General features: G+C 75.1%; 23 protein-coding genes and 1 riboswitch. Of the genes, 17 read left to right on the top strand and 6 right to left on the bottom strand.

Annotated elements, in window-relative coordinates; all coding sequences use genetic code 11:
- Positions 1-25 precede the first annotated feature (25 nt).
- The 6 genes from AB0M43_RS11205 (at position 26) to AB0M43_RS11180 (ending at position 6,687) form a co-directional block, all read left to right on the top strand.
- Positions 26-1,294, top strand: a complete 1,269-nt coding sequence (locus AB0M43_RS11205; protein WP_363723427.1) for an MFS transporter — start codon at positions 26-28, stop codon at positions 1,292-1,294.
- A gap of 129 nt (positions 1,295-1,423) precedes the next feature.
- Positions 1,424-2,512, top strand: coding sequence for an NADAR family protein (locus AB0M43_RS11200; protein ID WP_363723425.1), 1,089 nt, complete (start codon positions 1,424-1,426; stop codon positions 2,510-2,512).
- 136 nt (positions 2,513-2,648) lie between these two features.
- Positions 2,649-3,476, top strand: a complete 828-nt coding sequence (locus AB0M43_RS11195) for a PhzF family phenazine biosynthesis protein (RefSeq protein WP_363723423.1) — start codon at positions 2,649-2,651, stop codon at positions 3,474-3,476.
- A 188-nt stretch (positions 3,477-3,664) separates the two neighbouring features.
- Complete coding sequence (locus AB0M43_RS11190) at positions 3,665-4,903, top strand: ArsB/NhaD family transporter (protein ID WP_363723422.1); 1,239 nt, start codon at positions 3,665-3,667, stop codon at positions 4,901-4,903.
- Positions 4,900-5,379, top strand: a complete 480-nt coding sequence (locus AB0M43_RS11185) for a universal stress protein (RefSeq protein WP_363723420.1) — start codon at positions 4,900-4,902, stop codon at positions 5,377-5,379. Before AB0M43_RS11190 ends, AB0M43_RS11185 begins: the two co-directional genes overlap by 4 nt.
- Positions 5,380-5,530: 151 nt before the next feature.
- Positions 5,531-5,683, top strand: a riboswitch (cyclic di-AMP (ydaO/yuaA leader).
- An 11-nt stretch (positions 5,684-5,694) separates the two neighbouring features.
- Positions 5,695-6,687, top strand: a complete 993-nt coding sequence (locus AB0M43_RS11180) for a hypothetical protein (protein ID WP_363723418.1) — start codon at positions 5,695-5,697, stop codon at positions 6,685-6,687.
- A 95-nt stretch (positions 6,688-6,782) separates the two neighbouring features.
- Here the strand turns inward: AB0M43_RS11180 and AB0M43_RS11175 are convergent, their stop codons facing one another.
- A complete protein-coding gene (locus AB0M43_RS11175) occupies positions 6,783-7,136 on the bottom strand; it encodes a hypothetical protein (protein ID WP_363723416.1) in 354 nt (117 codons plus the stop codon).
- A 68-nt stretch (positions 7,137-7,204) separates the two neighbouring features.
- Positions 7,205-7,561 carry a hypothetical protein gene (locus AB0M43_RS11170; protein ID WP_363723414.1) on the bottom strand — a complete coding sequence of 119 codons (357 nt, stop codon included), beginning with the start codon at positions 7,559-7,561 and terminating at the stop codon, positions 7,205-7,207.
- 295 nt (positions 7,562-7,856) lie between these two features.
- Between AB0M43_RS11170 and AB0M43_RS11165 the strand changes: the two genes are divergently transcribed.
- Positions 7,857-8,510 carry a GNAT family N-acetyltransferase gene (locus AB0M43_RS11165; protein WP_363723412.1) on the top strand — a complete coding sequence of 218 codons (654 nt, stop codon included), beginning with the start codon at positions 7,857-7,859 and terminating at the stop codon, positions 8,508-8,510.
- A 3-nt stretch (positions 8,511-8,513) separates the two neighbouring features.
- Here AB0M43_RS11165 and AB0M43_RS11160 read toward each other — a convergent pair whose 3' ends face one another.
- Positions 8,514-9,170, bottom strand: a complete 657-nt coding sequence (locus tag AB0M43_RS11160) for an NAD(P)H-binding protein (protein WP_363723410.1) — start codon at positions 9,168-9,170, stop codon at positions 8,514-8,516.
- A gap of 10 nt (positions 9,171-9,180) precedes the next feature.
- Positions 9,181-9,807, bottom strand: a complete 627-nt coding sequence (locus AB0M43_RS11155; RefSeq protein WP_363723408.1) for a flavin reductase family protein — start codon at positions 9,805-9,807, stop codon at positions 9,181-9,183.
- 246 nt (positions 9,808-10,053) lie between these two features.
- On the opposite strand from AB0M43_RS11155, the gene AB0M43_RS11150 reads away from it, so the two are divergent.
- The 8 genes from AB0M43_RS11150 to AB0M43_RS11115 all read left to right on the top strand — a co-directional run bounded on the left by AB0M43_RS11150 (position 10,054) and on the right by AB0M43_RS11115 (position 17,898).
- Positions 10,054-10,707 carry a 3'-5' exonuclease gene (locus AB0M43_RS11150; protein WP_363723406.1) on the top strand — a complete coding sequence of 218 codons (654 nt, stop codon included), beginning with the start codon at positions 10,054-10,056 and terminating at the stop codon, positions 10,705-10,707.
- Positions 10,708-10,947: 240 nt separating this feature from the next.
- On the top strand, positions 10,948-11,151 hold the full coding sequence (locus tag AB0M43_RS11145; RefSeq protein WP_363723405.1) for a hypothetical protein: 204 nt from the start codon (positions 10,948-10,950) through the stop codon (positions 11,149-11,151).
- Between the two features lie 90 nt (positions 11,152-11,241).
- The gene (locus tag AB0M43_RS11140) at positions 11,242-11,577 is read left to right on the top strand and encodes a hypothetical protein (RefSeq protein WP_363723403.1); all 336 of its coding nucleotides are present in this window, start codon (positions 11,242-11,244) and stop codon (positions 11,575-11,577) included.
- Positions 11,578-11,691: 114 nt separating this feature from the next.
- Positions 11,692-12,054, top strand: a complete 363-nt coding sequence (locus tag AB0M43_RS11135) for a metalloregulator ArsR/SmtB family transcription factor (protein WP_363723401.1) — start codon at positions 11,692-11,694, stop codon at positions 12,052-12,054.
- Complete coding sequence (locus AB0M43_RS11130; protein ID WP_363723399.1) at positions 12,051-12,632, top strand: SRPBCC domain-containing protein; 582 nt, start codon at positions 12,051-12,053, stop codon at positions 12,630-12,632. Before AB0M43_RS11135 ends, AB0M43_RS11130 begins: the two co-directional genes overlap by 4 nt.
- 114 nt (positions 12,633-12,746) lie before the next feature.
- On the top strand, positions 12,747-14,753 hold the full coding sequence (locus AB0M43_RS11125; protein ID WP_363723397.1) for a protein kinase: 2,007 nt from the start codon (positions 12,747-12,749) through the stop codon (positions 14,751-14,753).
- Positions 14,754-14,756: 3 nt separating this feature from the next.
- Positions 14,757-17,249 carry an ATP-binding cassette domain-containing protein gene (locus AB0M43_RS11120; RefSeq protein WP_363723395.1) on the top strand — a complete coding sequence of 831 codons (2,493 nt, stop codon included), beginning with the start codon at positions 14,757-14,759 and terminating at the stop codon, positions 17,247-17,249.
- 13 nt (positions 17,250-17,262) lie between these two features.
- Positions 17,263-17,898, top strand: a complete 636-nt coding sequence (locus AB0M43_RS11115; protein WP_363723394.1) for a hypothetical protein — start codon at positions 17,263-17,265, stop codon at positions 17,896-17,898.
- Positions 17,899-18,003: 105 nt separating this feature from the next.
- Here AB0M43_RS11115 and AB0M43_RS11110 read toward each other — a convergent pair whose 3' ends face one another.
- Positions 18,004-19,005: a GNAT family N-acetyltransferase gene (locus AB0M43_RS11110; protein ID WP_363723392.1), complete on the bottom strand. Its 1,002-nt coding sequence runs from the start codon at positions 19,003-19,005 to the stop codon at positions 18,004-18,006.
- Positions 19,006-19,367: 362 nt separating this feature from the next.
- Between AB0M43_RS11110 and AB0M43_RS11105 the strand changes: the two genes are divergently transcribed.
- Positions 19,368-20,663, top strand: a complete 1,296-nt coding sequence (locus AB0M43_RS11105) for an MFS transporter (protein ID WP_363723390.1) — start codon at positions 19,368-19,370, stop codon at positions 20,661-20,663.
- Positions 20,664-20,711: 48 nt separating this feature from the next.
- Here the strand turns inward: AB0M43_RS11105 and AB0M43_RS11100 are convergent, their stop codons facing one another.
- Positions 20,712-21,110 carry a hypothetical protein gene (locus tag AB0M43_RS11100; protein ID WP_363723388.1) on the bottom strand — a complete coding sequence of 133 codons (399 nt, stop codon included), beginning with the start codon at positions 21,108-21,110 and terminating at the stop codon, positions 20,712-20,714.
- A 1,315-nt stretch (positions 21,111-22,425) separates the two neighbouring features.
- Here AB0M43_RS11100 and AB0M43_RS11095 point away from each other — a divergent pair.
- Positions 22,426-25,527: a tetratricopeptide repeat protein gene (locus AB0M43_RS11095; protein ID WP_363723386.1), complete on the top strand. Its 3,102-nt coding sequence runs from the start codon at positions 22,426-22,428 to the stop codon at positions 25,525-25,527.
- The last annotated feature ends 41 nt before the right edge of the window (positions 25,528-25,568 follow it).

Here is a 25,568-nt window from a genome sequence, read left to right as displayed (position 1 = left end):
CCACCCGGACCGGACGGGGCGCCCGGTGACCGTCCTGGATGCCCCGGCCCGGCCCGCGAGCCTGTGGCGGAACGGCGACTTCCTCAAGTTCTGGCTCGGCGAGACCCTGTCGCTGCTCGGCACCCAGGTCACGAACCTGGCCCTGCCGCTCACCGCGATCCACGCGTTCGGGGCCACCGACGCCCAGGTGGGGCTGCTGCGGTTCCTGCAGCTCGCGCCGTACCTCGGACTCGCCCTGGTCTTCGGGGTGTGGGTCGACCGGGTCCGGCGGCGACCGGTGATGCTCGGCGCGAACGCGGTCCGGCTGGTCCTGCTGGCCCTGATCCCGGCGCTGGCCGCGCTGGACGTGCTGCGGATGACCCCGCTGCTGCTGATCGCCTGCGCGATCGGCGTCGCGTCGGTGCTGTTCGACGTGAGCTGGATGTCCTATGTGCCGACCCTGGTCCGCGACCCGGCGCACTACGTCGAGGCCGGCGCGAAGATGGGGGTCAGCTCCTCGGCCGCCGACGTGGCCGGCCCCGGGCTGGCCGGCGCCCTGGTCAGCGCCGTGACCGCCCCGGTGGCGCTGGTCGTCGACGCGTGCTCCTACCTGGCGTCCGTGGTCTCGCTGCTCCTGATCCGCACCCCCGAACCGCGCCCCGCACCCGCCGGGCGGCGCCGGCTCGGCCCGGAACTCCGCGAGGGCCTGGCCTGGGTGTTCGGCGACCCGGTGCTGCGAGCCCTGGCCCTCGTCGGGTTCTGCTGCAACTTCTCCCTGGTCACGGTATGGACCATGTTCCTGCTGTACGGCACGCACGACCTGGGCCTGAACGCAGCCACGCTCGGCGGGGTCTTCGCGACCGCCTCCGTCGGCGGCCTGATCGGGGCGACCATCTCCCGGCGGGTGATCCGGCGCTTCCCCCTGGGCAGGGTCTACCTCGTCGCCCAGTCGGCGCTGGTCCTCGGCCCCGCGCTGATCCCGCTCGCCGCCGGCCCCCGGCCGGTGATGGTGGCCCTGTTCGTGGCGTCGTTCTTCCTGACGTACCTGGGGCTCGGCGTCGCCGGGGTGATCATCGTGAGCCTGCGGCAGACCGCCACCCCGCAGTCGATGATGGGCCGGATGACGGCCGTGTTCCGGACCCTGCTGTTCGGCGGCGGCGCCCTCGGCGGGTTGGCGGCCGGGCTGCTGTCCGGCGCGATCGGGGCCCGGGGCGCGCTGACCGTCGCGGCGGTGGCGTCCGCGCTGGTGGTGATCGCGTTGGTGGTGTCGCCGGTCAGCCGGCTGCGGGAACTGCCGGAACCCCGGGGCGGGTGACACCCGGCTGAGCGGGGGCGTCCGCGCGGGCTGCGACGGGCGGCCGCCCCGCGCTCCCGACGGCCGGGCGCCCGCGCCCCGCGCCCACACGGACCCGGCGGGGTGGCGCGCGGTGGCCATACTGGGCCCGTGACGAAGCGGCGCGCGTACCGGATGGTCGACGAGGAACGGATCGACGGCACCTGGCGGCCCGTCTTCGTCCGCAACGGCGACACCTATTTCCTCACCGACCTCATCGTGTACGCCGACGGGGTCGTCGAGTGCTGGGGCCTGCTCACCCTCGACGAGCTCCGCGCGAAACTCGACTCCGGCTGGATCACGGTCACGCCCCGCGACGGCGCGCGGGCCTCCGCGTTCGAGTTGGCCACCTGGGAGTTCGCCCACTCCTACGACCAGCTGACCGCCGACGACCTGTTCGCCGAGGTCCGCAACGAGATGGACCGGCTCGCCGGCCGGCCCACCGCCGAGGCCCGGTGCGACGAGGCCGTGGAGGTGTTCCGCCGCGCGCCCACCGAGGAGAACCGGTCCGCCCTGCGCGAGGCGTACCTGGCGGTGCCGGAACACGAGCGGATGTACCTGGGCGACATGGACGTCAAGGACTGGCCGTACCGGGCGCTGACCACCCCGGCCGGCGAGCCCCTCGACGGCGACGGCGACCCGGTGACCGCCGAGGACCACGCGGAGGCGCTGGAGTTCTTCGCCGACCGGGCCCGGGCCGCCGACGAGGCGGACACCCGGCGGCACGCGGACGGCCCCGCCGGGGCCGGGCAGCCGACCGTCGTGCTGGACACCGTCTTCGGGAGCTGGCCGGGGCCGCCGAGCGTGCACGTGCTGCGCGCGGAGTACCCGGCGCCGGTCGAGGTCGGCGGGCACACGTACCCGACCCTCAGCCGGGCGTACCTGGCCCTGGCCGCCGCCGATCCCGGGGTGCGCGACGCGATCCGGGGCGCGCGCAGCGACTGGGACGCCCGGAGGCTGCTCGCGGCCGGCGGGCATCGTCCGGAGTGGACGGTGGCGCGGGAGGCGGTGGTGGCCGAGCTGCACCGGGCGCGGTGCCGGCAGCACCCGGAGCTGGCGGAGGTGCTGCTGGCGACGGGCGACGCCCGGATCGAGTACCGGGGCACGGACTCCGGGTTCCTCGACGCCCGGGACCGGATGGGCCGCGTCCTCGAACAGGTCCGCTCCGAACTCGCGGCGGCCCGCGCGGGCCTGCTCTGACGGGTTCGCCCACGCGGGCCTGCCCTGCCCGGGAGCCGCCCCGCACGGTCGGCAGCCCCCACCCCGCGCGGACCCGCCGCCGGGACCCGCGCCCGCTATCGGCGGCGGTGCCGCGCCCGGGCCCTAGACTGACCGGATGCTGCGTCCCTTCCGGCAGGTCGACGTCTTCACCACCACCCCGTACCAGGGCAATCCCGTCGCCGTGGTCCTCGACGCCACCGGCCTGACCACGGAGCAGATGCACCGGTTCGCGCACTGGACGAACCTGTCCGAGACGACCTTCGTGCTGCCGCCGAGCACCCCGGACGCCGACTACCGGGTGCGGATCTTCACGCCGACCGAGGAGCTGCCCTTCGCCGGGCATCCGACCCTGGGCACGTGCCACGCGTGGCTGTCGGCGGGCGGTACCCCTGGATCCGAGGTCGTGGTGCAGGAATGTGGGGCCGGCCTGGTCAGAGTGCGCCGCACGGCCGACGGCCTCGCGTTCGCCGCGCCGCCGCTGGTGCGTTCCGGACCGGTCGACGAGGCTCTGGTCGTGCGGATCGCGGGCCTGCTCGGCCTGGACCGGTCGGCGGTCGTGGACGCCGAGTGGGTGGACAACGGGCCCGGCTGGGTGGCGGTGCTGCTCGCCGACGCGGCGGCGGTCGCGGCGGTGCGCCCGACGGCGGTGGATCTCGACCTCGGCGTGGTGGGCCTGCACCCGCCCGGTTCGCCGGCCGCGCTGGAGGTCCGCGCGTTCTTCCCGAAGGACGGCGCGACGGTCGAGGACCCGGTGACCGGCAGCCTGAACGCCTCCGTCGCGGGGTGGCTGCTGCGCACCGGCCGGATCACCGCGCCCTATGTCGCGAGCCAGGGCGCGGCGCTCGGCCGGGCCGGCAGGGTGCACGTCAGCGTCGACGCCGACGGCGCGCTCTGGGTGGCCGGCGGCACGGTGACCTGCGTGACAGGCGAGGTCAACCTCTAAAACCCGACTTTTCGGGTACGCGGGGCGCACAGCCGTCCGGGCCGGCCGCCTCGCCCGTACCCGCCGCGCGGGTCGGCTGCCACGGACCCGGCGGCGGTCGGGACGTCGGTGGCCCTTCCGCGCGCGGCGTGCCGCACGGCCGGCCGGCCCCCGTGTGGGCGGGGACCGGGCTTCCGTAGCGTGTGCCCGTGCAGATGGTGATCGCGGTGGCGCTGCTGGTGGGAGTGCTGGGCTTCGCGGTGGCCGCGCCGGCCCGGCTGCCGGAGGTGCTGGTCGCGGGCCCGGCGGCGGCCCTCGCGGTGCTCCTCGGACTGGTGTCGCCCGGCGCCGCGTGGGCGGAGATCGTGGCGCTGGCCCCGACGGTCGGCTTCCTGGCGGCGGTCCTGGTCCTGGCGCACCTGGCCGACACGGCGGGCGTCTTCCGGTACGCGGGCGCGCTCGCGGCCCGGCTCGGCGGCGGTACCCCCCAGCGGTTGCTCGGGGTGGTGTTTCTGATCGCCGCCCTGGTCACGGCGGTGCTGAGCCTGGACGCGACGGTGGTGCTGCTGACCCCGGTGGTGTTCGCGACGACGGCGGCGGTCGGGGTCCGGGCCCGCCCGCACGTGTACGCCTGCACCCACCTGGCGAACTCCGCCTCGCTCCTGCTGCCGGTGTCGAACCTGACGAACCTGCTCGCCTTCGCGGCCACCGGGCTGACGTTCGCCGGGTTCGCCGGGCTGATGGCGCTGCCGTGGCTGGCGGTGATCGGCACCGAGTACCTGGTGTTCCGCCGGTTCTTCGCCGCTGACCTGGGCACCCCCGCGCAGCCGGTGCCCGTGCCCGCCGCGCCCGCCCCGCGCTACGCCCTCGCGGTGCTGGCCCTGACCCTGGCGGGCTTCGCCGTCGCCGAGCCGCTGGGCGTGCACCCGGCCTGGACCGCCGCCGGGGGAGCGGTCCTGCTGGCCCTGCCGGAGCTGCGCCGGGCCCCGCGCCGGCTCGGCCGGATCCTGGCCGAGACCAACCCGGCGTTCTGCGGGTTCGTGCTGGCCCTGGGCGTGGTGGTGCTCGCGGTCCGCCGGCACGGCCTGGGCGCGCTGCTCGACGGCCTGGTCCCCGGGCACGGCGACCTGCTGGGCCTGCTGTCCGTCGCCGCCCTCGCGGCGGTGCTGGCGAACCTGGTCAACAACCTGCCGGCGACCCTGGTGCTGGTGCCCGCCGTCGCGCACTCGCCGGGCCTGGTGCTCGCGGTGCTGATCGGCGTGAACGTCGGCCCGAACCTCACGTACGTCGGGTCGCTGGCCACCCTGCTGTGGCGGCGGATCCTGCACGCGCACGACGCCCGGCCCACCGCGACGGAGTTCCTCCGGCTCGGGGCGCTGACCGTACCGGCGTGTCTGGCCTCGGGGGTGGTCGCGCTGTGGCTGGGGCTGCGACTGTGGGGGGTATGAGGATTCTCGTCTGGCTCACCGAGGGCACGTGGCCGGCCTGCGTCGACGCGGCGGCCGACCTGGCGCCGCCGGGCGCGGACATCACACTCCTGCACGTCACGGACCCGGGCGTGGCCGAGAGCCTGCACGGCGCGTTCCTGGGCCGGCTGGGCCGGGGCGGGCACGGCACCGACCCCGGGGACACGGTCGAGGCGGCGGTCCGGGCCGCCGAACGCACCCTGCTGGACGCGGCCGTGGCCCGGTTGGGCCGCCCGGCGCACACCGCCGCCACGTCCGGCCGGGCCGAGCGGCTGGTGGTCGAGGCGTGCGAGGCGGCGGACCTGCTGATCCTGGCCCGGGACGGCGACCACTCCCGGCCCGGGCCGGGCAGCCTGGGGCCGGCGACCCGGTTCGTGGTGGACCACGCGCCGTGCCGGGTGCTGCTGCTGTGGCCGGACGCGGCGACGTCCCCGCGGCTGCTCCCGCCGGCCGGGTAGGCCCGCCGGGTACCGGTCTGCTCGGATTGTCGCTCTGTGTGACGACCCACCCTCCACTGTGTGTGATTGAACGGCCGGTAGTTGCCGAGAGTCACGCTCTGTCCTAGCATCGGCGTGCAGACGACCGGCCTTCGCCGCCGACGGGTGGCACCGGGAGTCACCGCCGAGTCACCCTCCGGGGTGAGCCGGGGACCCAAGGTACGTGGGGTGAATCCGCCCGGCTCCTCTGTGGAGGGCCGGCCGGTAGGGCGCTCTTCCCGCCCGAATCCGTCAGCTGACCTGGTAGGCGGGTACGGGAGAAGGGTTCTGTCTGTCTTGTCCGTCTTAGTACGCCGTGCCGCCCTGACAGTCGTCGCCGTCGCCGCCACCGTGCTGGTCGCGATCACCCCCGCCCAGGCCGAGCCCGAGGGGGGCACGAAGCCACTGCGCGACGCGCTCCGGGCCGCCTCCCAGGGGTACCAGGACGCGCGCACCGCGATCGCCAACGCCAAGAAGCGCGAGGGCGAACTGTCCGAGGAGATCCTCGCCTCCCAGGCCAGGGTGGCCGACCTGAGCGCGGCGGTGGGCCGGCTGGCCGCGGCGCAGTACCGGGGCGGCTCGTCGGCCCAGCTCCAGGCGCTGCTGTCCAGCGGGTCGCCGGAGAGTTTCCTGGACACGGCGGCGACGGTGCGCTACCTGTCCGAGCGCGACGGGGCCCAGGTCACCGCGCTCAAGGCCGCCCAGGCCACCCTCGCCCGGCAGCGCAAGGACCTCGACGCGGCGATCCTCGAACAGGAGAACCAGCTCAAGGAGCTGCGCAAACGCCAGGACGAGGCGCTCAAGGCGCTGCGCTCGGCCGGCGGCGGCGACCCGACCCTCGGCTTCGGCGACCTGCCGGCCAACGCGACCCCCGCGCCGCGCAACCCCGACGGCAGCTTCCCGTCCGAGGGCTGCTCCGTGAAGGACCCGACCACCAGCGGCTGCCTGTCGCCGCGCACCCTGCACGCGTACAACGAGACGAAGAAGGCGAACTTCGACCACTACGTGTCCTGCTACCGCTCGGCCGAGGACGGCGGGGAGCACCCGCGCGGCAAGGCCTGCGACTGGTCCTCGGCCGCGAAGGGCTTCGGCGGGATGGCGGTCGGCGCGGAGAAGGACTACGGGAACAAGCTCGCCGCCTGGTACATCGCCAACGCGGACCGGCTCGGGGTGCTCTACGTCATCTGGTTCCGCCAGATCTGGATGCCGGGCACGGGCTGGCGCTCGTACTTCGGCAGCGGGGACCCCTCGTCGGAGCACACGAACCACGTGCACCTGTCGATGCGCTGACCACCTCGCGGTCGGGCCGGCCCCGCCCTGACCGACCGCGTGTCGGCCCGCCCGTGCGGGCGGCGGGCACCGTAGGGGTACCCGCCGCCCGGATCTCAGCCGCAGTTGGCGGTGATCGTGGCGACCACGGAGGTCGTGTCGTTGATGCGGCGGTAGGTGTTCGGGGCCGTACCGACGCAGGTGTAGCTCGTGGAATTCCAGTTGCTCGACACCGTCGTCCAACTGCCGGTGGCGGGGTCCAGCCGCTGGAGTCGGACGTAGATGTCGCGCTCGTCGCCGCTGTCGCAGATCATGTAGGCCCCGGCGCTGAGGTACGTCCCATCGTCGGTGAGGTAGTACTTGGTCCGGCACGTCGGGTAGGCCTGGGCGGGCACGCTTGCGGCGAGGCTGACGCCGGTGGTCGCGAGGGCGAACGCGGCGGCGAGGGTCGTCCTGAGAATGCGTGACATGGGTGCTTCTCCTTCGGGAGAGGGGCGGGTTGGCCGGCGGGTACCCCTGTGGTGCCCGCCGCCGGGGTTCAGCCGCAGTTGGCCGTGATCGTCCGCACCACGCTGGTCGTGTCGTTGATGCTGCGGTAGGTGTTCGTGGCCGTGCCGACACAGGTGTAGCTGGTGGTCTCCCAGTAGCTCGACACGGTCGTCCAGGCGCCGGTGGTCGGGTTCAGGCGCTGGAGCGAGACGTAGATCTGGCGCTCGGGGAGCCCGTCGTAGCAGATCATCCACGCTTCCGCGCCGATCGAGGTCCCGTGGTCGCTGAGGAAGTACGCGACCCTGCACGGCGGGGCGGCCTGGGCCGGGGCGGTGGCGGCGAGGCTGACGCCGGTGGCGGCGAGGGCGAACGTGGCGGCGAGGGCCGTCCTGAGTAGTCGTGACATGGGTGCTTCTCCTTTGGGAGAGGGAGAGGCGACCGTAACAGTCTACATTAGACAGTGTCTATAGATGTCGATGCCTTCGTCCCTCGGCCCACTGGGTCCCACGAGGCGAGCGTCGCGTGGATGTCCTGGCCAGGGGCGCGTCCTGCGTGATCACCAGCGAGTCCGGCGTCGGGAACCGGACCGTCAGGTTCAGGCCGCCCGCTGGCCGGGCCCCGGCGGGCCGCCGACAGGGGCCGGGCCATGGCGCGGGCCACAGACCCTGTCCGGGGCCGGGGCGGCGTGCTGTAATGGCCTGATGATCATCACGGAGGATCTGGTCCGACGGTGGCTGCGGGGCTGGGGCCTGGCCCGGCGCCTGCCCGCCCCCGAGCCGGTCGACGGCGGCCTCCAGGTCCGGTGCGACCAGCCCGGCCGGCAGGTCGAGGTGTTCGCGCTCCGCGCCGACGAGGAACCCGACTCGGTGGCCCGGCTGGCCGCCCGGGTCGCCGCCGCCGACCTGCGCACGTGGCTGACGGTGACCACCACCCGCCCCGAGGAGGTCGGCACCGCCCTCGCGGCCGGCGGCCTGGAGCTGCTGGACCGCCCCGAGTGGCTGATGAGCGTCGACCTGACCACCCACCCGCGGCACGCCCCGGCCGACACCTACCGCTCGACGGTCGAGGTCGACGGCCCGGTCGTCACTGTCTCGATCCACGACCCTTCGGGGGTACTGGCGGCCCGCGGCCAGCTCGCCGTCTCCGGTACCGACGCGGTGGCCGACCGGATCGAGACCAGCCCCGAGCACCGCCGCCGGGGCCTGGCCAGCGCCGTGATGGGCGCGCTCGCCGGGGCGGCCGTGGACCAGGGCGCCCGGACCGGGCTGCTGATCGCGAGCGCCGATGGCCAGCACCTGTACTCCCGCCTGGGCTGGCGGCGCGAGGCCGACGTCCTCATCGCCCGCCCGGCCTGACACTCAGCCGAGGCCGGCGACCGCCCGGGGGACGGGCGTGTCGCCGCCGACCAGTTCCAGGGTGCGGCCGACCGTGCCCGGCGCGTCGAGGAGCGCCAGCAGGACCGCCGCCACGTCGTCGCGGGTCACGTCGCCCCGCCCGGTCCGCTCGGCCAGCGTGACCAGTCCGGTGCCCGGACCGTCGGTGAGCCGCCCCGGCCGCAGGACCGTCCAGTCGAGCCCGGGCCGGGCCCGGACGTCGTCGTCCGCCGCGCCCTTCGCGCGCAGATAGGCGGCGAACACCGGGTCCGTACCGGCCGGGGGCTCGGGGTCGGCGCCCATGCTGGAGACCACCACGAACCGGCGGACCCCGGCACGCTCCGCCGCGTCGGCGAACAGGGCCGCCGCGCCCCGGTCGACGCTGTCCTTGCGGTCGATGCCGCTGCCCGGGCCCGCGCCGGCCGCGAACACGGCCGCGTCCGCCCCGGCCAGGTGCGCGGCCACCTCGGCGACGGTGGCCGTCTCCAGGTCGCACACCGCCGGCTCGGCCCCCGCCGCGCGCAGGTCGTCGGCCTGTTCCGGGCGGCGGATCAGCCCGGTCGCCGTGTCCCCGCGCCCGGCGAGGAGCCGTTCCAGGCGCAGCGCGATCTGACCGTGGCCGCCGGCGATGACAATCCGCATGGATCCGACCCTAGGTGGCCGGCGTGAGCTGGTGCGGCATGTTCCAGCCTTCGGCGAGCCGGGACGGGTGCACGTACCCGCCGCCGCCGAAGAACTCGCAGAACTTCATGATCAGCGGGTCCCAGCCGACCGGGTCGACGTACTGGGTGCCGGGGATCAGCAGGCTCTCCTCGACGTGCGCGCGCCGGACCGCCACCTCGAACGCCGTGGCCCGGGTGCCGAACGGGTGCGCGGTGACCACCTCGCACTCCAGCTGGACCGGGCACTCGGCCACCCGGGGCGCGCCGACCAGCTCCGAGGGCTGCGGGGTCAGCCGGGCGAGCCCGAACTTGTCCGGCTCGTACCGGTACCCCTGTGCGGCCTTGTTCTCGGGCACGTCCTGAGCGCCGGTGGTCATCGCGAGCCGGTCGACGGCCTCCACCAGGTCCGACGGCACGAGGTTGAGGACGCAGCCGCCGTCGCGGAGCAGGTTGGCCGTGGTGTGCCCGCTGTTGCCCAGGCCGAGCATGCAGTTCTGGCCGAGCCACCAGGCCGAGGACATCGGGGCGAGGTTGGCGGTGCCGTCGGCGTTGCGGGAGCTGATCAGCACCACGGGGGTGCCGAAGTACAGCACCTTGAGGTCGGTGACCTTGTGCATGGGACGTCCTCCGTGAGATCGGGTCTCCGTCGAGCGTGCCCGGGGCGGGCCGGTCGTGCTGGCGGGGAACGGACTTCGCGTTCGGCCCCGAGCTTCGGCCCCGAGCTTCGGCCCCGAGCCTCGGTCCCGAGCGCCGGCCCGCGCTCCGGCCGTGGCGAAGGAGCGGCCGTCCCGTCCGGTACCCGACGGTGGGTGTTCCGCGTGTCCCCGCCCGGCCCCGCGCGCCCCCGGTGCCATAGTGGACCGGTGGACACCACTGGCACGTCGAGGTCCGCGTCCCGTTCGGCCCGCCCGCCGTCCGTCCGCGCCGTGCCCGGCCAGGCCGCGCCGGTCGACGCGCTCACGTCCTGGGTGGCGATCGACTTCGAGACCGCCAATCCGCGGCGGGGCAGCATGTGCGCCGTCGGCATGGTGGCGGTGACCGACGGGGAGGTCACGGACGCGTTCGGCACCCTGGTGCGGCCGCCGGAGCGGGCGGCGGAGTTCAACCCGTGGAACGTGCGGGTGCACGGCATCACGGCGCGCGACGTGCGCGGCGCCCCGAGCTGCGCGGACGCGCTGGACCTGATCGACCGGTTCACGGCGGGCCGGCCGCTCGTCGCGCACAACGCGTCGTTCGACAACAGCGTGCTGACCCGCGCGCACGAGCTGGTCGGCCGCCCGGTGCCGTCGCCCCGGATGTACTGCACCCTCCAGCTGTCCCGGCAGCTGTGGCCGCACCTGGGCGACCACAAGCTGCCGACCGTGGCCACGGCCACCGGCTTCCGAACCCTGGAGCACCACGCCGCGCTGTCGGACGCCCGGGCCGCCGCGCACGTGATGCTCGCCGGGCTGCGCCTGCACGACACCACGGATCTGGGTGTCCTCGCCGGCAGGGTGGGGCTCCGGCACCGTAGGTAATCAACTCTTGACGGTGAGTAAGAGTTCGGTTAGAGTCTGAGGTGAAGCCCGACCCGATCGTGAAGCAGAGATGCGGAAACGAACGAGCCGGGCTTCTCCTGTGTCCGGGGCCGGGCGGGACCCTGGCCGCAACCGGGCGTCCGGGCCGGAAACCCGGAACCCGGAATCCGGGGCCGGGTCGAGGTTGGTCGCGCCGCCCGGTCGGGTAGGAAGAACCCAACCGAGCAGAGGGGTACCACCATGTGGACGTGGCGATTCCAGGACTCCGCGGGCACCGAGGCGCCGCCGGCCGTCGCGCCGGAGGAGTTCGACACCCAGGCCGACGCCGAGGCGTGGGTGGGGGAGGTGTGGCAGGAGTTGCGCGACGGCGGCACGGAACGGGTCGTGCTGTACCAGGAGGGCGTCGAGGATTACGCCATGAGCCTGCTGGCCGCCGAGGCGTAGCGGCACCGGGGCCCAGCTGCATCGATTTCTTCGGTTATGGGCGATTCGCGTACTCTGTTGCGGACGTCCAGACGCTGAAGGGATGCGGTTGTGCAAAAGAAATGGTGGCTGACTGCCGGGCTCGTGGTGGCGGGCGGACTGGCCCTGGCGGGCGGGGTGGCCAGTGCCGCGCCGCTGCAGGGTCCGCTGCTGCAGTTCATGACCCCGGCCAAGCCGTCGGCCACGCCCAGCGCCGCGGTGGCGCCCAAGGTGCGGCCGTCGGCGACGAAGGCCGTGCGGCCGCCGAAGACCACCGCCCCGGCCGCGAAGAAGCCGTCGGCCGGCCCGACGACCGTGAAGCCGCCCGCGCCGGCCCCGGCCAGCGTGGGGCCGAGCAAGTCGCCGGCCGCGCACCACGGCGGGCTCGGTGGCCTGCTGGGCCGCTAGGACGAGCGGTGCGGGCCGGGTCCATCCAGCGACGGATGGGCCCGGCCCTTTCCGTACCCCGCCCATGAAGTTTTAGGGGTTGCTTATATAAGCAGGTGCGCATACTCTCGGGTGGTGCACGCATTCGACATCCTCGGAGACCCGGTACGCCGGCGCATCCTCGAACTCCTCGCCGACGGCGAGCGGGCCGCAGGTGACCTCGGGGCCGTGGTGCAGGCCGAGTTCGGCATCTCGCAACCGGCCGTCTCCCAGCACCTCCGGGTGCTGCGCGACGCGGGCTTCGCGACGGTGCGCGCCGAGGGGACCCGGCGGCTCTACGCCGTCGACGCCGAACCCCTCCGGCAGGTCGACGAATGGCTCGACCCCTACCGGCACTTCTGGAACCAACGACTCGACGCCCTGGCCACCGAACTCGCGCGCGGCAAGCGCGAACGGCGCGGGGCGGCACCCACCACGAAAGGCACGGACACGCCATGACCGTCACCGCTGACCACCTCGACACCCAGCACGAGCTGTACCGGCGCGAGATCGCCGCCGGCGAGGCCCGCTGCGCCGTGTTCCGCCGCACCTACGACGCCGACATCGCCGACGTGTGGGACGCGTGCACCGACCCGGCCCGCCTCCGCCGGTGGTACGCGCCCGTCGAGGGCGACCTGACCGTCGGCGGCACCTTCACCCAGGGTGACTTCGGCCCCGGGAAGGTCACCCGCTGCGAGGCGCCGCACCTGTTGACCGTCGAGCTCGGCGGCGTCGACCCCGCGCCCGACGAGATCGTGCTCCGCCTCACCGCGAACCCGGACGGCACCACCGTGCTGGAGTTCGAGCACGCCACCACGATCGACACCCACGAGATCGGCGGCCAGATCTTCGACGCGGTGTACTGCATGGGTGGCGGCTACGGCCCGCGCCTGCTCTCCCTCGACGAGTACCTGCGCGGCACGCTGCCCGCGGAGCTCGACGCGCGGGCCCTGCACATGGTGGAGGACTACCGCCCCGCGATCGAGTCGAGCATGGCCGCGCTCGCCGAGCTGCTGGAGAAGGACAAGAACCGCTAGGGACGGGTACGGGGCACCGGCCGCCCGGTGCCCCACCTCGTGACCGGCTCCCTACGGAGCGTCCCGGATCCACCGTGGATGTGCGGGGTTGCGCCCGGCTGGCAAGATGGGCGCGTGTCGCAGCCCGAGGAACGCACCCATGCCGGCCCCACCGAAGCCCCCGACCGCTATGAGCTGGCCGAACGCCGGGCCGCCGGTGGCGAGGGCGAGGTCTGGCGGGCCGAGGAGTACCACGGGGGAGCCCCCTTCGCCTACGCGGTGAAGATCATCGAGGTCGCGGGCGACCGGACCGACCGCTCCCTGGAGGACCTGCGCCTGCAGGCCGCGCTCGCCACCCACCTCGAACACCCCGCCGTGGTCAAGGTCAAGGAGGTGTTCGTCGGCGCCCCGCCGCACCCGGCCGGCGCCGCCGCCAGCACCGAGGGCCAGCGGCTCTACTTCGTCATGAAGTGGATCGAGGGCTACAGCCTCCAGGAGGCCCTGGAGAGCGGCCGGATCCGGGGCCTCGACGTCCTCGCCCCGCTGGAGCCGATCGCCGAGGCCATCGACTACCTGCACAGCGGCCGCGACACCAACGGCGTCGCCGTCCTGCACCGCGACATCAAGCCGGCGAACGTGCTGCTCGCCGACGACGGCCGGGTCTACCTCGTCGACCTCGGGCTGGTCCGGTTCCAGCACGCGGCGGCCACCTCCCGGATCTTCGGCACCGCGCCGTTCATGGCCCCGGAGTCGCTAGCCCGGGGCGAGTACACCCCGGCGACCGACCGCTACACCCTCGGCGCGACGGTGTACTACGCGCTGACCGCCGAGATGCCCGTCCCCGGGGACTTCGAGGGCATGGCCGCCCGGATGACCGCCGCGCTCGGCCCCGGCCACGACCGGGTCGTGCGCGGGGTGCTGTCCATGCTCGCCGTGCGGGCCGAGGCGCGGCCGGAGAGCGCCGCCGCCTGGCTGAAGGCGATGCGCACCGCGCCGCCCGAGACGACGTTGGGCGCGCCTGCTGGGACGCCGTTCGGGCCGCCGGCCGTCGCGCCGACGTCGGCCGGGCGGCCGCTGGGACCGCCGGCCGGGTATCCCATGCCCCCGGGCTCGCCCGCCGGCTACGGGCCGCCCCCGGGCTCGCCCGCCGGCTACGGGCCGCCTCCGGGACCGCCGGCCGGCTACCCCGCGCCGCCGGGATCCCCGGTCGTGCCGCCGACCTCCGGCCCCGGCGCGCCCGCCGGCTACCCGATGCCGCCCGGCTCACCGGACGGCTACGCGGTGCCGCCGACCTCCGGGCCCCGCCCGCCGGCCGGCTACCCGATGCCGCCCGGCTCGCTGCCGCCGCCGGGGCCGTCCGGCCCGGCGATGGGCCCGCCCGGTGGTTACCCGATGCCCACCGGCCTCGGCATGTCCGCCGCCGGCTACCTGGGTGGCCCGCCGCCGAAGAAGAAGGCCTCCACCGGCAAGATCATCGCCTGGGTCGCCGGGGGCCTCGTCGCCGTCCTGGTCGGGCTGTGCTGCCTGTCCTCGGTCAGCAACATGTTCGGCAAGGGCGGCACCGGCCTGGACGGCCTCGGCAAGGAGACCAGGGCCCCGGTCGACCGCAGCGTGCCCCCGCCGGACGTCACCGTCCTGGAACCGGTGCTCGTCTCCGTCGGCGACATCCTCGCGGCGACGAAGGCCCCCGAGGACGGCATCACCAAGGGCGGCGACCCCAAGGCGCTCAACGGCGGCCTCACCAAGCTGAAGATGTGCGCGGAACCGGCGGTGAACGGCGACGCGGTCGGCGCGCACACCTCCAACACGTACCTGGTGAGCATGTCCGGGTACCCGTACATCGCCTCGGCCGTCGCCGGCTTCTACGGCACGTCGGCCACCACGTTCCTCGCGGCGGCGCGCACCAGCTCCGAGCGGTGCGGCTGGAAACCGTTCGCGGTGCCGAAGATCGGCCAGGAGGCGTTCGGGGTGTACTTCTCCGAGGGCTCCGGGTACTCCGAGCGCTCCCAGGCGGCTGTGTTCGTGCGCTCCGGCCAGGTCGTGTTCATGGTGACGGCGACCAACAGCGGCGGCTACGGCGCGTACCAGGCCGACACCGTGGAGTTGGCCACCGCGATGGCCGCCCGGCTACCGAAGGGCTGAGGCGTGACCGACGCGCTCCTGATCCGGCTTCCGCACGGCGAACGCCGCTTCACCCCCGCCGACGGGGTGGTGATCATCGGGCGGGATCCGCTGTGCCCCCTGGTGGTCGACGACCCCCGGGTGTCCCGCCAGCACGTCGAGGTCGGGTTCCGCGACGGGCGCTGGCGGCTCCGCGACCTGGGCAGCAGCAACGGCACGTACACGGCGGCCGGGCCGATCGGGGTGCTCGACATCGTCGGGCCGTGCGCGGTGCGGCTCGGGGCCGCCGACGGGCCGACCGTGCTGTTCCGGCCCGAACTGGCGGCCGGGCCGCTGCCGCCGCCGACCCACCTGGTGCCGGACGAGGCCTCGTCGGGGGCCACGCCGACCGTCCTCACGGGTGTGCCGCCGGTCGGGCCAGGTGCCGGCATGCCGCCGGGGCCGGGGGCCAACGCGGCCTCCCCGCCGAGGATCGACGCGGGCGGCCAGCCCGGCCCCCGGGTGGGCGGGCAATCTCAGGTCCACCCCGGTGCCCAGCCCGCCGCCGGAGCCCCGCCCGGGATGCGGTTCGAGGCCGGCCGGGTGCCGTCCGCCCGCTACCAGCCCGGCACCCGGACCCGGATCGGCCGGGCCCCCGACAACGACATCGTCCTCGCCGACCTGCTCGTCTCCGGCTACCACGCGGACCTGATCCGCGACTCCTCCGGCACCCGGATCCTCGACCACGGCACCCGCAACGGCACGTTCGTCAACGGCCGGGAGGTGGCCCACGCCCAGCTCCGGCCGGGGGACCTGCTGTCGTTCGGGCACCACCAGATGGTGTTCGACGGCCGGGAACTGCGCGAGTACGTGGACACGGGCCGGGTGTCCCTGCGCGCGGAGGGGCTCACGGTGACCGCGGGGGCGCGTACCCTCCTGGCGGGGGTGTCCTTCGATCTCTCCGAGTGCAGCCTGCTCGCCGTCGTCGGCCCGAGCGGGGCGGGGAAGTCCACGCTGCTCGGCGCGCTGACCGGCAACCGGCCCGCCCAGCGCGGCACGGTCACCTACGAGGGCCGCGACCTCTACGCGGAGTACGACGACCTGCGGCACCGGATCGGCCTCGTGCCCCAGGACGACATCCTGCACAGCCAGCTCACGGTGCGCCGGGCGCTGCGGTTCGCGGCGGCGCTGCGGTTCGGCCCCGACGTGACGGTCGGCGAACGCGACCAGCGCATCGACGAGGTCCTCGGCCAGCTCGCCCTCACCCCGCACGCCGACCAGCGGATCGACACCCTGTCCGGCGGCCAGCGCAAACGCACCTCGGTCGCGCTGGAACTGCTGACCGAGCCCTCGCTGCTGTTCCTGGACGAGCCCACCTCGGGCCTCGACCCGGCGCTGGACCGCGATGTCATGGTCGGCCTGCGCGACCTCGCCGACCGGGGCCGCACGGTCGTCGTCGTCACGCACAGCCCTCTGCACCTGAGCGTGTGCGACCGGGTGCTGGTCCTGGGCCGGGGCGGCACCGTCGCCTACTTCGGGCCGCCGGGGGAGGTGCTGGCGTTCTTCGGCGCGCGCGAGTACGCCGACGTGTTCCAGCAGGTCTACCAGGACCCGGAGGGCTGGGCGGCCCGGTTCGCGGCCACCGTCGGGCGGGCGCCGGTCCCCGCCCCGCCCCGGGTGGAGCCCGGCTCGCCGGGTGCCGCGCCCCGGCCGAGGCAGGGCTGGCTGCGCCAGGTGGGGATCCTGACCCGCCGGATGTCCGCCGTGACCCTCGCCGACCGGATGTACGCGGCCCTGCTCCTCGGCCTGCCCCTGGGCCTGGCCGCGCTGCTGCACGTGATCCCCGGCGACGACGGGCTGGGCCGGCCCGCCAACGCCCTCGGCCGCAGCACCGAAGCCCAACAACTCCTGGTGGTACTGATCGTCGGCGCCGTCTTCTTCGGCCTCGCCGGCGGCGTCCGCGAACTCGTCGGCGAACGCGCCATCTACCGCCGGGAACGCGCGGTCGGCCTGTCCCCGGGCGCGTACTTGGCCTCCAAGCTCCTGGTCTTCACCGTCGTGACCGCCGCGCAGTCCGCGCTGTTCGTGTTCCTGGGCCTGCTCGGCCGCCCCGGTGGCCGCGACGCGCTCGTCCTCGGCCTCCCCGTGCTCGAACTGTTCGTGGCCGTCTGGCTCACCGCCCTGACCTGCACGACCCTGGGCCTGCTGGTCAGCGCGTACGTGACCACCGGCGAGCAGACCATGCCGGTGCTCGTCGGCCTCGTCATGGCCCAGCTCGTCCTCAGCGGCGGGCTGTTCGAGGTCGTCGGCCGCACCGGGGTCGAGGAACTGTCCTGGCTGTCCCCGTCCCGTTGGGGGTACGCGGCCGCCGCCGGTACGGTCGACCTGCGGGGCATCATGGTGGAGCCGCCCGCCGACGCGCTGTGGCGGCACCAGGTCACCGGCTGGCTGTGGGCACTGTGGGTGCTGGTCGTCCAGGCCGTGCTGCTGACCTTCGCGACCCGGTGGGCACTCCGCCGGCACGAACCCGGCAGATGAGGGGACGGTAGGGATGGCGAAACCGGGCAACGACCCGCTCGACGCGGCGCTGCGGGACGGCTGGCTCAGCGCCTGCCGGCTGTACGAGCACCTGGCCCGGGGCGGCGAACCCCTGGCCCTCCCGCCGTCTGCCCTGCGGATGCAGCCCGACGAGGTCCGCTACGGCGACGCGGTCCTCGGCTACGCCCGGCTGTACGGCATGTCCGTGACGTACAACCAGAGCAACTCGTTCTGGTTCGGCTCGGCGTCCTTCGTGGCGATGGGCATGGCCGCCGACGCGATCGGCAACTCCTCGGCGCGCCGCAAGGCCGAGGCGATGGCCGCCGTGCAGTGGCGCGACCAGGCGCACGTGCGCACGTCCCTGACCAGCCAACGGTTCCTGTGCGACTACCAGGGCCAGTGGCTGAGCTTCTGGCATAACGGGGTCGTCGAGTTCGCCTGCGACCTGGCGCGGTGGTCGTTCGTGCTGCGCTACGAGGTCGGCGAGCCGCTGATGCTGCACGGCCCGGCCGCCCCGTGGTTCGCGGTCCTCGCCGCCCGCGTCGTGTACGGGCCGCAGGGGGTGCTGCTGCCGGCGTTCGCGCCGTTGGCGGCGGCCGTCGCGGAACGGCAGCGGGCCATCACCGGGGAGATCGTGCCGCCGGCCTGAGCAGGGCCGGGGTGCGCGCCGACGGGAGGTGCCGGGCCGTGCGTCCGGCCGGTCCGGTCGGCGGCCGGGGCGCGGGACGGTCGCGACCCGGCCCGCGACGGGCCGTCAGCCGCCGAGGCGCGCCGCCAGGGCCGCCCGGTCGGCCCGCAGATTGGCCGTCGAGGCCTCCACGACGAACCCGACCTGCCGGTTGACGCGCAGCATCGGCCCGTTGTCCGCCGCCGAGTACGTGCCCACCCGGGTGACCTCCGGGCGGTCCTCGGCGAGCCACAGCAGGTTGTCCGCCTTCATCCACAGGCCGAGCCGGTGGCCCCGGTGCGCGGCGAGCACACAGGTGTCCTGCTGGCGGCCGACGGCGGGACTGTGCGCGTACACCTCCAGGAGGGTCAGGCCCGCCACCGTACCCGTCGCCTCGTGCACCGCCGCCACGATCCGGGTCTCGCCGCCCCGGCCGAGGGTGGCGGCCTCGGCCTCGCGCACCCGGAGCGGATCCCACTCGGGCATCGTGAAGTCCAGGTCGCCCCGCGGCGCGTCGTGCAGGGCGTTGCGGGCGGCGGCGTAGGAGGCCAGGTACTCCTCCGGCACGCTGTCGCGCCACCGGGCCAGCCGGTAGCCGGGGGCGGCCGGGGTCCGCCAGCGGCTCCGGTCCACGGTGGACAGGTCGAGGGCCTGGAGGGCGGTGCGCTGGACGACCTCGAATCCGTGCGCCCCGGCCCACGCCGCGCCCGGCCCGCCCTCGGGCAGACCCTCCAGGAACAGGGTCGACCTGCCCTCGGCCGCCCCGACGAGGGTGCGCAGCAGCGCCGTGCCCACGCCGCGCCGCCGGTGGTCCGGGTGCACCGTGACGTCGAGGCCGGCCAGGTCGGTGTTCTCGTCGTCGAAGAGCACGAGCATGGCGTGGCCGACGATCCGCCCGCCGTCCCGGAGTGTCCACCGTGGCAGGCGGCGCTTCGGCGAGGGCGGCGCGGTGAGCCGGGTGACCGTCGTGGCGCGGGTCGGCGCGGGTTCGGTGGGACGGTCGGCGGCGGCCGCCGCGCGGGCCACCTCGGCCAGGTCGTCCCAGTCGCCTTCCGTGACGGCGTCGGGCTCGAACAGCGTGATCCGCATCGGTACTCCCCGTGTCGTGGTCCGACGACCCACGATAGCCAAACCCCGCAGTCGCCACCGCCCCCGAACGCACCGTTCCAGGGTGTGGCCCGGGGCCCCGGTGTGGGCGGGTCCGATCGTGCGTCCGCCGGCCCCGCCGTGCCTCGACCCCACGGCCCGGGAGTGGCCCGCCCGGTCCACGGGCGCATCGGTGTGGGCTGGCGCCCGGTGGCTGCCGTCCGCTAGGTTGTCTGCGCCGGTGACTGCGCCCGGCCTCCCCGAACGTCCGCCGCGCGCCGGCCCGCCTCGGATCCGACCCCACGGATCCGAGGCTTTTTTGTGCCCGAAACCAGGGCGACCCCGCGAGGACAAGGCGGAACGACGTGGTGATCAATCGGAACTACACCTGGCTGTGGGTCGGCAGGACGGTGTCCACACTGGGCGACGTCGTGTTCGACACCACGGTCCTGCTCTGGGTGGCCACGGTGCTGCTCGCCGGCCGGCCGTCCGCGCCGCTGGTCAGTGGCGCGGTGCTCGCGGTCGTCGCCGGGACCGTGGTGCTCGTCGGCCCGGTCGCCGGCGCCCTGGTCGACCGCTGGCCCGACAAGCGCCGGACCATGCTGAGCGCCGACCTGCTCCGCGCCGGGTTGATCGGGGCGTTGACCCTGGTCGCGGCGCTGCCCGACGGCACGGTCCCGTTGCCGGTCCTGCTCGGCCTCATCGGGGTACTGGTCGCCGCCAGCACCGCCGTGGCCCAGTTCTTCAACGCCGCCCGGTTCGTCCTCCTCGGCGACGTCGTGCCGGCCGACCTGCGGGGCCGCGCCGCCGGTTACCACCAGGCCGTCGTCGCGTCCGCCGCCCTGGTCGGCCCGCCGCTGGCCGGTCCGTTGCTGTTCGCGGCGGGCCCCCAGTGGGCACTGGCGGCCAACGCCGCCTCGTTCCTGGTGTCCTACGCCGCGATCCGCGCGGTCCGGGTCGCCCCGACGGCCACCGTCCCGGCTCCGCGCCGGAAGCCGTCCTGGGGGCGGGAGTACCTGGCCGGGTTCCGGTTCGTCGCCCGGGACCGGATCCTGCGCGCGGTCCTGCTCACACGCACGGTCGCCGTCGTCGGCGCGGGGGCCGTCACGGCCCTGGACGTGTACTTCGTCGCCGAGAACCTGCGCGCCGAACCCCGGATCTGGTTCGGGGTACTGAGCGCGGCCCTCGGCCTCGGCGCGCTCGCCGGGGGCCTGGTCGGCGGCCGGTGCGCGGACCGGTACGGCCCCGCCCGGGTGTACGCGGCGGCGGTGCTCGCCAACGGCGCCCTGCTGCTCGGCTACTCCCGGGCGGACGCGATCGGCCCTGCGCTGGTCCTCGCGTTCTGCGAGAGCCTGACCGTGGGCGTCCTGGCCTCCGCCGCGATGCCGCTGTTCCAACGGCGAGTCCCGCGCGACCACCAGGGCCGGGTCAGCTCGGTGCTGACCCTGTCGTACCACCTGCCGGCCCTGGTCTCCGCGTCGCTCGCCGGGCTGCTGGTCAGTACCGTGCTCCGCGACCCGCACCTCGCCGTGGCGGGTGTCCACCTGGGCCGGATCGACACCGTGTTCGGCGCGGCAGCCCTGCTCGTCCTGGCCGCCGGCTGCTACGCGGCCCGGGCCCTGCGCACGGCGGACACCCCGCCCCGGACCCCGCCGAACTGACCCGTGACGCGGACGCCGGACCGTGCCGGGCGCCCGCCCGACCGGACGTCACGTCGGGTCGGGGCGGTCCAGGCGGTCCCACAGCCAGCGCGGGCCGACCGTCGCCGCGCCGAGCGCCGTGACCCGGTCGCGCAGTCCCCGGTCGGCGGTCACCACCGTGACCGACCGGCCGGGCCCGGCGGCCACCGCCCCGGCCACGAGTTCCACGATCCGGTCGTCCCCGGAACCGGGCGCGTGCACGACCGTGACGCGGCCGTCCGGCCCGTGGTTTCCGTCGGGCGGGGCGATCCGGGCCCGGCCCTCCGTGACGAGGACGAGTTCCGCGTCCCCCGGGTACCCGCGCAGCTCCTCCAGGAGCCGCCGCGCCGCCCCGGCCCGGTCCCGCCACCAGCCGTCGGGCCGTGAGCCGACCACGTTGGCGGAGTCCACGATGACCAGGGGTCGCACCTCTCCAGCCTCCACCCGTCCAGCCTGCCAGACTCCCGGCCCGTCCCGACCCCGACCGCCCTGACAGGGCGAGCCGTGCCCACGAGTCACCGGGCGGCTGCGTGGCGCCCGCCAACGGTCTGCCGGGCGAAGGTCCCGAAGGACTGGTGGCGCCCACGGTCTGAGGGGCGAGCGGTGCCCAGGGATGGCCCGGCGTCCACGGGTGCCTGACGGACGAGTGGCGCCCGCCCCCATGGCCCAGGGCGGACGCCGCTCGTTCCTTCGCACCCCCAGCTGTGACGGGCGGGATACTCGAGGACATCGAGGGTGCGGTGCAGGCGCCAGCCGCAAGGTGGTGAGCTGTTCGGAGTGGGTTGGGTTCTCCTGCGCCTGACCTGACGCTACGCCCGGTCCGGGGGCCGGCGGTTCGCCTGATCAGTCAGTTCGGCCTGCCCGCCCGTGGGCCCCTGACCTGGACATCCGGCCAGGTCAGAGCCGTTGTCGCCCCACGGCGGCCGGCGGGGGAGTAGCCTGCGCGCCGCAGCCCGGCCCACGCCGCCGGTCCCGCCCCGGCCCGGCCCACGCCGCCCACGCGGCCCCGGGCGGGCACGGTGAATTCGGTCGCGGCGTGGCCGGGTACCCGTTAACGTCCGGGGTCCGGATCGAACCTGGAGGTCACCATGTACCGCGACCACGACGCCGAGGCGTCCTTTTGAGCCGACCAGCAAGCGCCGCCGGGGGTTCCCTCTAGCGAGACGCGGGTCGGGCGCGGCGACCGGGTGGTCGGCCGCGGCAAGGAACTGATCGAGAAGCTGGGCGGCCGCGACGCGTGCCCGTGCGGCTCCGGGCGGCGGTTTCCGTCGGTGCTGCCGACCGGGCGGCGGCTACGACGGCGTGCTCGGCGACTACTACGTGCGCGACTGAACGCAGCCACCACGCCCCGGGCGTGACCGGGCCACGTCCGTCCCGGGCGGATCGACGCCCCCAGCACCACTAGGCCGCGTCCGCCCGGGACCCGGAAGACGGCCCGGGCGGACGAGGAACTGTTACCGTGCGCGACCGGAGTACGAGGCCGGGCGGCTCGGCGCGGCGTACCCGTCGAGTGGGGTTGATCGATGGTCTTGCGGGTGGTGTCGTCGGCGTCGATAACCGGGTATCCGCAGGTGGCTGGGTGGTCGCAGATGGTTGACTGGGCAAATATTACCCCCGGGTAGGGGTGGGGTCACGGGGCGCGACGAACCCGGGCAGTGCTCGGGTCGGTGCGCCCCGTAGTCGACAATGGGTAGTGATGAACGTCTACTAGGTCAACGCCGCCCGGCCGGCTACATTTCCGGCCATGTGGGTGGGACTGTTGGGGACGGTGGAGGTCCGGCACGACGGGGTGGCCCTTCCGCTGGGGTCCGCGATGCAACGGACGGTGCTGGCGCTGCTCGCGCTCGACGCCGGCCGGGTGGTCCCCGTCGACCGGCTGGTGGACGGCCTGTGGGGGGAGGCGCCACCCGACCGCACCTCCGGACTGATCCAGACCTACGTGTCCCGGCTGCGCGCCGTGTTCCGGCCCGCCGGGATCGAGATCCGCCGCAGCGGCCACGGGTACGCGCTGGAGGTGCCGCCCGCCGCCGTGGACGTCCGGGCGTTCCAGGCGGCCGTCACCGACGCCCTGCCCGGCGCCGACCCGGCCCCGCTCCGGGCGGCGCTCGCCCTGTGGCGGGGCGACCCCCTCGCCGACCTGCGCGGCACCCCCCTGGTCGACCGGCTCCGCGCCGGGCTCGCCGAGGAACGGCTGGCCGCCGCCGAGGAGTGCCTCGACCGGGAACTGCGGGCCGGCCGGCACCACGAGGCCGTCGGCGAACTCGCCCGGCTGCACGCCGAGCACCCGCTGCGCGAACGGTTCCTGAGCCTGCTGCTGCTCGCGCTGTACCGCGACGGCCGGCGGTCCGAGGCCCTGCGCCGGTACGAGGACGCGCGCCGGCACCTCGCCGACGAGCTCGGCCTCGACCCGACCCCGGAACTCGCCGCGCTGCACGGCCGGATCCTGCGCGACGACCCCGACCTGAACCCGGCCCCGCCGCCGGTCGAGCGCAGGGTGCCCCGGCTGCTGCCGTACGACGTGCCGGACTTCACGGGGCGGGTCGCGGAGGTCGCCTACCTGATGACGCTCGCCGAGGGCGCCGCGCGCACCGTCGTCATCTCCGCGATCGACGGCATGCCCGGGATCGGCAAGACCGCGACGGCCGTGCACATCGCGCACGCCCTCGCCGACCGGTTCCCCGACGGGCAACTGTTCGTCGACCTGCACGGATACACCCCCGGGCGGGCACCCGTCGACTCCGGGGCGGCGCTGAGCCTGCTGCTGCGCGCGCTCGGCGTCCCCGAGCACCAGGTGCCGTCCGACCTCGACGAGCGGGCCGCCCTGTGGCGGGACCGGCTGGCCGGCCGCCGGGTGCTGGTCCTGCTGGACAACGCGGTCGACGCGCGGCAGGTCCGGCCGCTGCTGCCCGGTACCCCCGGAAATCTGGTCCTGGTCACCAGCCGGCGACGGCTCGCCACCCTCGAAGGGGCCGAGTCGCTGCTGCTGGAGGTGCTGCCGGCCGAGGACGCCCGCGCCCTGTTCGTTGCCGCCGCCGGGGACGCGGTGCTCGCCGAACCCGAGGCCGTCGCCGAGGTGCTCCGGCTCTGCGGGTACCTGCCGCTGGCCGTCCGGATCGCCGCCGCCCGGATCGGCCCGCGCCGGCACCGCCCCGTCGCCCGCCTCGCGGAGCTGCTGCGCGCCGAGCACCAGCGGCTCGCGGAACTGTCCCTCGACGACCGGGACGTGACCGCCGCGTTCAACCTGTCCTACGACGCGCTGCCCGCCGACCAGCGCCGCCTGTTCCGGCTCCTCGGGCTGCACCCCGGCGCGGACTTCGCCCCCGCCTCCGTCGCGGCCCTCGCCGACCGGACCCCGGAGGAGACCGGGGACCTCCTCGACCGGCTCGCCGAGGCGCACCTGCTGGGCCGGTCGGCGGACGACCGCTACACCTTCCACGACCTGCTCCGGGTGTACGCGGCCGCCCGCGCCGCCGAGGTCCCCGCCGACCGGGAGGAGGCTCTGGGGCGGCTGTTCGACCACTACGTGTCCACGGCCGGTGCCGCCGTCGCCCTGACGAACCTGGTCGTGCCGCCCGGCCGGTACCCGGAACCCGTGGTCGCGCACCCCGCCCCGGTCGCGTTCGCCGGCAAGGACGCCGCGCTCGCCTGGCTGACCGCCGAACGGGCCACCCTGCTCGCCGCCGCCGAGGCCGCCCCCGCCGCCGGCCGGCCCGGGCTCGGCTACGACCTGTCGACCACCCTGATGCGGTACCTCGACGCGCACGCGCACTACGCCGACTCGCTCGCCCTGTACGGGCACGCGCTGCGGGCCACCGACGACCCCGCCCGGCAGGCCGACCTGCTCCGCTTCCTCGGCCAGGTGCACTTCCGCTGGTCCGGCTACGACCTCGCCCTCGACCACATCCACCGCGCGCTGGACCTGCACCGCGAGGCCGGCGACCGGCGGGGCGAGGCCGGCGCGCTCGACGTCCTCGGCATGATCCACGGCCACCGGGGCGACCTCGGCCTGGCCCTCGACAACCTCCAACGGGCCCTCGCGCTGCACCGGGCCACCGGCCACCGGCTCGGCGAGACCATCGCGCTGAACACCCTCGGCGGCATCCACGGCCGGCTCGGCGACTACCGGCAGGCCGCCGAGCACTTCCGCCAGGCGCTGGTGGCCACCCGCGACGTCGGCAACCGGGAGGTCGAGGGCACGGCGCTGGCCAACCTGGCGACCGTGTACCACCGGCTGGGCCGGTACGAGGAGGCTCTCGACCACTGCCGCCGGGCCCTGGCCGTCACCCGGGAGACCGGCAACCGGCGCGGCGAGGCCAACACCCTGGCCAACCTCGGCCTGATCCACGGCCGGCTCGACCAGCGCGACCTGGCCCTCGACCACTACGCGCGGGCCCGCCGACTGCACCGCGAGATCGGCCACCGGTCCTCGGAGGGCTACTCGCTCACCGGCATCGGCGACGTCCACCACCGGGCCGGCGACCTGGACCTGGCCCGCGACCACCACCGCCGCGCCCTCGACCTCGCCCGCGAACTCGGCGACCGCAACCTGGAGGCGCACGCCCTCAACGGCCTGGGTGCCGCCGGCCGCGATCCGGAGGAGGTGCTGCGGCTGCACGCCCTCGCCGAGGCCGTCGCGCTGGAGACCGGGGACGCCTACGCGCGGGCCAGGGCCGTCGAGGGGCTGGGGCGCGGGCACCACGGGCTGGGGGAGCTCCGGGAGGCGGTGTCCTGCTGGGAGCGGGCGCTGGGGATGTACGCGCGGCTCGGGGTCGTGGAGGAGCGGCAGCTGCGGGCGTACCTGGAGGAGGTCGCTTCGTGTGACGTGGTGGTGCGCGGGGCGGGCTAGGGCGGGCCCGGGCCCGGGCGGGCGGCCAGGATCAGGCGAGG

The sequence above is a fragment of the Longispora sp. NPDC051575 genome, assembly GCF_040681875.1.
In the GTDB taxonomy this organism is placed as follows: Bacteria; Actinomycetota; Actinomycetes; order Mycobacteriales; family Micromonosporaceae; genus Longispora.
The sequence above is the reverse complement of the archived record's forward strand: the minus strand, read 5'-3'. Positions and strand labels throughout refer to the sequence as shown.

What these genes read in the sequence shown, in the direction of transcription:
- AB0M43_RS11195 (WP_363723423.1), top strand. Translation starts at nt 2,649, where the DNA reads ATGCTGCGTCCCTTCCGGCAGGTCGACGTCTTCACCACCACCCCGTAC.
- AB0M43_RS11185 (WP_363723420.1), top strand. Translation starts at nt 4,900, where the DNA reads ATGAGGATTCTCGTCTGGCTCACCGAGGGCACGTGGCCGGCCTGCGTC.
- AB0M43_RS11175 (WP_363723416.1), bottom strand. Translation starts at nt 7,136, where the DNA reads ATGTCACGCATTCTCAGGACGACCCTCGCCGCCGCGTTCGCCCTCGCG.
- AB0M43_RS11170 (WP_363723414.1), bottom strand. Translation starts at nt 7,561, where the DNA reads ATGTCACGACTACTCAGGACGGCCCTCGCCGCCACGTTCGCCCTCGCC.
- AB0M43_RS11165 (WP_363723412.1), top strand. Translation starts at nt 7,857, where the DNA reads ATGATCATCACGGAGGATCTGGTCCGACGGTGGCTGCGGGGCTGGGGC.
- AB0M43_RS11160 (WP_363723410.1), bottom strand. Translation starts at nt 9,170, where the DNA reads ATGCGGATTGTCATCGCCGGCGGCCACGGTCAGATCGCGCTGCGCCTG.
- AB0M43_RS11155 (WP_363723408.1), bottom strand. Translation starts at nt 9,807, where the DNA reads ATGCACAAGGTCACCGACCTCAAGGTGCTGTACTTCGGCACCCCCGTG.
- AB0M43_RS11145 (WP_363723405.1), top strand. Translation starts at nt 10,948, where the DNA reads ATGTGGACGTGGCGATTCCAGGACTCCGCGGGCACCGAGGCGCCGCCG.
- AB0M43_RS11130 (WP_363723399.1), top strand. Translation starts at nt 12,051, where the DNA reads ATGACCGTCACCGCTGACCACCTCGACACCCAGCACGAGCTGTACCGG.
- AB0M43_RS11115 (WP_363723394.1), top strand. Translation starts at nt 17,263, where the DNA reads ATGGCGAAACCGGGCAACGACCCGCTCGACGCGGCGCTGCGGGACGGC.
- AB0M43_RS11110 (WP_363723392.1), bottom strand. Translation starts at nt 19,005, where the DNA reads ATGCGGATCACGCTGTTCGAGCCCGACGCCGTCACGGAAGGCGACTGG.
- AB0M43_RS11095 (WP_363723386.1), top strand. Translation starts at nt 22,426, where the DNA reads ATGTGGGTGGGACTGTTGGGGACGGTGGAGGTCCGGCACGACGGGGTG.